The organism is Mesorhizobium sp. M7A.F.Ca.US.006.04.2.1 (assembly GCF_004022915.1).
Taxonomy (GTDB): domain Bacteria; phylum Pseudomonadota; class Alphaproteobacteria; order Rhizobiales; family Rhizobiaceae; genus Mesorhizobium; species Mesorhizobium ciceri.
Map to the genome: position 1 here is coordinate 1 of NZ_RZQA01000658.1, position 3,730 is coordinate 3,730.

Genomic DNA, 3,730 nt, shown 5'->3' on the forward strand with positions numbered 1-3,730 from the left:
CCGTCATCGATGCCGGCATTTATGACGGCTGCTACGGGGTGCTTGCCGGGCTGGAAGTGATCGAGACGCTCAAGGCGACAGGCTTTTCGCCGTCGCGCCCGGTCGCGGTCGCCGCTTTCACCAATGAGGAGGGCGTACGCTACACACCCGACATGATGGGCTCGCTGGTCCACGCCGGCGGCATCGATGCCGAAACGGTGCTGGCGGCCGTCGGCACCGACGGCAGCGTGCTCGGTCAGGAGCTTGCCCGCATCGGCTATGCCGGCGACCGGGAGCCCGGCTTCCTCACGCCGCACGCCTATCTCGAACTGCATATTGAGCAAGGGCCGGTGCTGGAGCGCGAAGGCTTGCCGGTCGGCGCGGTGGAGAATCTGCAAGGCATCTCCTGGCAGCGCATCACCATCGACGGCGTCGCCAACCATGCCGGCACCACGCCGATGTCGATGCGCAACGATGCCGGCCACGCCGCCGCCCGGGTCATCACCTTCCTGCTCGACCGGACCAAAGCCTCGAACGCGCCGACCGTCGCCACCGTCGGCACGATCCGCTTCGAGCCGAATGCCATCAATGTCATCCCTTCGCGCGCGGTCTTCACCGTCGATCTGCGCGATCCCGACGAACAGCGCCTGCAGGCGGCGGAAGCGGCGCTTGCCGCCCATCTCGAGCAGCTTGCCGCCGCTGAGAACGTGACGGTTTCGGTCGAGCAACTGGCCCGCTTCGAACCGGTGATCTTCGACCTGCGCATCGTCGAACAAATCGAGGCCGCCGCGAAACGCCGTGGCCTCGGGGTCAGGCGCATGACATCAGGCGCCGGCCACGACGCGCAGATGCTGGCGTGTATCGCGCCTGCGGCGATGATCTTCGTGCCGAGCGTTGGCGGCATCAGTCACAGTCCTCGCGAACACACCGATGACGCAGAGCTTGTTGCCGGCGCCAACATCCTGCTTGATGTGGCCGCGCAACTGGCAAAGTAGGTCAGAAGGGGCAGAAGCAGAAGGGGCAGAAGAATGTCTGAACTCGATCGCGACGCGCTGAAGCAGGAGATGATTTTCTGGCGGCGCGATCTGCATGCACACCCGGAATTCGGCTTCGAGGAGAAGCGCACCGCCGCCTTCGTCGCCGCCAAACTGCGTGAATTTGGGTTGGACGATGTCACCGAAGGCGTCGGCGGCACCGGTGTCGTCGGCACGCTGAAGCGCGGCAGCGGCAACCGGGCGATTGCGCTGAGGGCCGACATGGATGCGCTGCGCATATCAGAACAATCGGACGCATCTTACCGGTCCGGCAATCCCGGCATCATGCATGCCTGCGGCCATGACGGCCACACCACCATGCTGCTCGGCGCGGCAAAGCTGCTGGCCGGTGAGGGCGGTTTCGACGGCACCGTGCGCTTCGTCTTCCAGCCGGCCGAGGAATGGGGCAGGGGCGCGCTCGCCATGCTCGACGATGGGCTGATGCAGCGCTTTCCCTTTGACGAGATCTTTGGCCTGCACAATATGCCCGGCCTGCCGATCGGGCATTTCGAGACCCGTGCCGGACCCATGATGTCGGCCGAGGACAACTTCGAGATCGTGCTCAAGGGGCTCGGCGGCCATGCCGCGCGGCCGCATGCGGGCAACGAGACGCTGGTCGCGGCCTGCGCGCTGGTCACCAATCTGCAGACCATCGTCTCGCGCCGGCTGAGTCCGGCCGACATATCCGTGGTTTCGGTGACCGAGCTGATCACCGACGGCACCCGCAACGCTCTGCCCGGTCTTGCCCGCATCCTCGGCGATGCGCGCAGCTTCCGTCCCGAGGTCAGCGCCGAGATCGAGCGGCAGATGCGCATTCTCGCCGAGGGCATCGCCGCCGCCTATAATGTCACCGCCGAGGTCAAGTACAGCAGGGAGTTCGTGCCGCTGCGCAACGATGCCGAACTGGTCGATGCCGCATTCGCCGCCGCCAGAGGCGTCTTCGAACCCGGCAACATCGCCGTCGCCCGCGAGCCGATGACCGCCTCCGAGGATTTCGCCCGCTTCCTCGACCATGTGCCGGGCTGCTTCGCCTTCCTCGGCAATGGCGAGGGTTCGGCGCCGCTGCACAATTCCAGCTACGACTTCGACGATGAGGGGCTGTTGTTCGGCGCGAATTTCCATGTCGCGCTGGTCAGGCAAAGGCTCGCGGCCGGGAGATGATCGCGGCGTCACGATTGTCAAACATGCGTATCGCGAGCCGGATATGGGTAGAGTCGCGGGCAGATACGCTGTTAACAAAAACAATGTTCCGATGACGCAAGGGAAAGACTCAGCTAGCCTTACTGTGCGGCGGACCTAATTATCCGCTTGGCCGGCGCTTCACTCCTCCCAAGCGGCGCCGGCCTTCTTCTCCAAAAGTTCGTCCGGGACGCCACAGCGGGTTGCGGCAGCACGCGAGCCTCGCAAAGGCCAAGTTCCGCCTCCGGTTGCCTCGAGAATGCATCGGGAGCGCCGGCGAAACCGCCCTCCATCTTCGACTGCGCGCGTGGACGATTGGCAAGGGAACCAAAGGCTGTTTCCACGGTTGGTTCTGCTCCAAAGGAGTTTTGCACCATGTTCCGTCTGCTCGTCGCCGGCGCCTTCGCCTATGTCACTTATCGCATCGCCAGGAAGATGGTCGAAAACGTGCCCGATACGGTCGACCCGCTGCTGTTGCCGCCGTCGCAACCTGATCGCGAGACCTTGCGACGGCAGTCGGCCGACATGGGTGTCGATCCGCAACGCTAGCCGCGATCCCTTCTCTTCAGACCGGCCCCAGTCCTGCATGGGTTAGGTGTGCCCGTATCGATGTTGCGAACAAAGCAGAAACGATGCTTGATGGGCGATGAACCTCGCCACCGCTGATTCGACCTTTCGGGAACCGACCGTCCAGCCTGCCTATCTCGCGCGGCTGAACGATGCCCAGCGCCAGGCCGTCGAGCACGGCGCCGGTCAGATTGCCGGCCCGTTGCTGGTCATTGCCGGCGCCGGATCTGGCAAGACCAACACGCTGGCGCATCGCGTCGCTCATCTGATCGTCAAGGGCGCCGACCCGCGCCGCATCCTGCTGATGACGTTTTCGCGCCGCGCCGCATCCGAAATGGCCAGACGCGTCGAGCGTATTGCCGGCGAGGTGCTCGGCCGCGATGCAGCCGTCATCACCGATGCGCTGACCTGGGCCGGCACCTTTCACGGCATCGGCGCGCGGCTGTTGCGCGACTATGCGCTGGAGATCGGTCTCGACCCGGCCTTCACCATCCATGATCGCGAGGATTCCGCCGACCTGATGAATCTGGTCCGCCACGAGCTCGGCTTCTCGAAGACGGAAGCGCGCTTCCCCACCAAGGGCACTTGCCTTGCCATCTATTCGCGCGCCGTCAACGCGCAGGCGCCGCTCAACGAGGTGTTGGGTTCCGCCTTTCCCTGGTGCGCCGGCTGGGCGGAGCAGCTGAAAGAATTGTTCGCCGGTTATGTCGAGGCCAAGCAGGCGCAAAACGTGCTCGATTACGACGATTTGCTGCTCTACTGGGCGCAGATGGCGGCGGAGCCCGAGATAGCAGCGCATCTGGGCGGGCGTTTCGACCATGTGCTGGTCGACGAATACCAGGACACAAATCGCCTGCAGGCTTCGATCCTCATGGCGCTGAAACCCGACGGCGCCGGGCTGACGGTGGTCGGCGACGATGCGCAATCGATCTATTCGTTCCGCGCCGCCGAGGTTCGCAACATCCTCGACT

4 protein-coding genes are annotated in these 3,730 nt (G+C 64.6%); all 4 read left to right on the forward strand.

Going from position 1 to position 3,730, the window contains the following annotated elements:
* Positions 1-974 (forward strand): Zn-dependent hydrolase (locus EN925_RS27455; RefSeq protein ID WP_164894423.1); only part of this gene is annotated, 974 nt, incomplete at its 5' end.
* A 33-nt stretch (positions 975-1,007) separates the two neighbouring features.
* On the forward strand, positions 1,008-2,174 hold the full coding sequence (locus EN925_RS27460) for a M20 aminoacylase family protein (RefSeq protein WP_127370404.1): 1,167 nt from the start codon (positions 1,008-1,010) through the stop codon (positions 2,172-2,174).
* Positions 2,175-2,567: 393 nt separating this feature from the next.
* Positions 2,568-2,741, forward strand: a complete 174-nt coding sequence (locus tag EN925_RS27465; protein ID WP_013532459.1) for a hypothetical protein — start codon at positions 2,568-2,570, stop codon at positions 2,739-2,741.
* Positions 2,742-2,838: 97 nt separating this feature from the next.
* Positions 2,839-3,730 (forward strand): ATP-dependent helicase (locus EN925_RS27470; protein ID WP_164894424.1); only part of this gene is annotated, 892 nt, incomplete at its 3' end.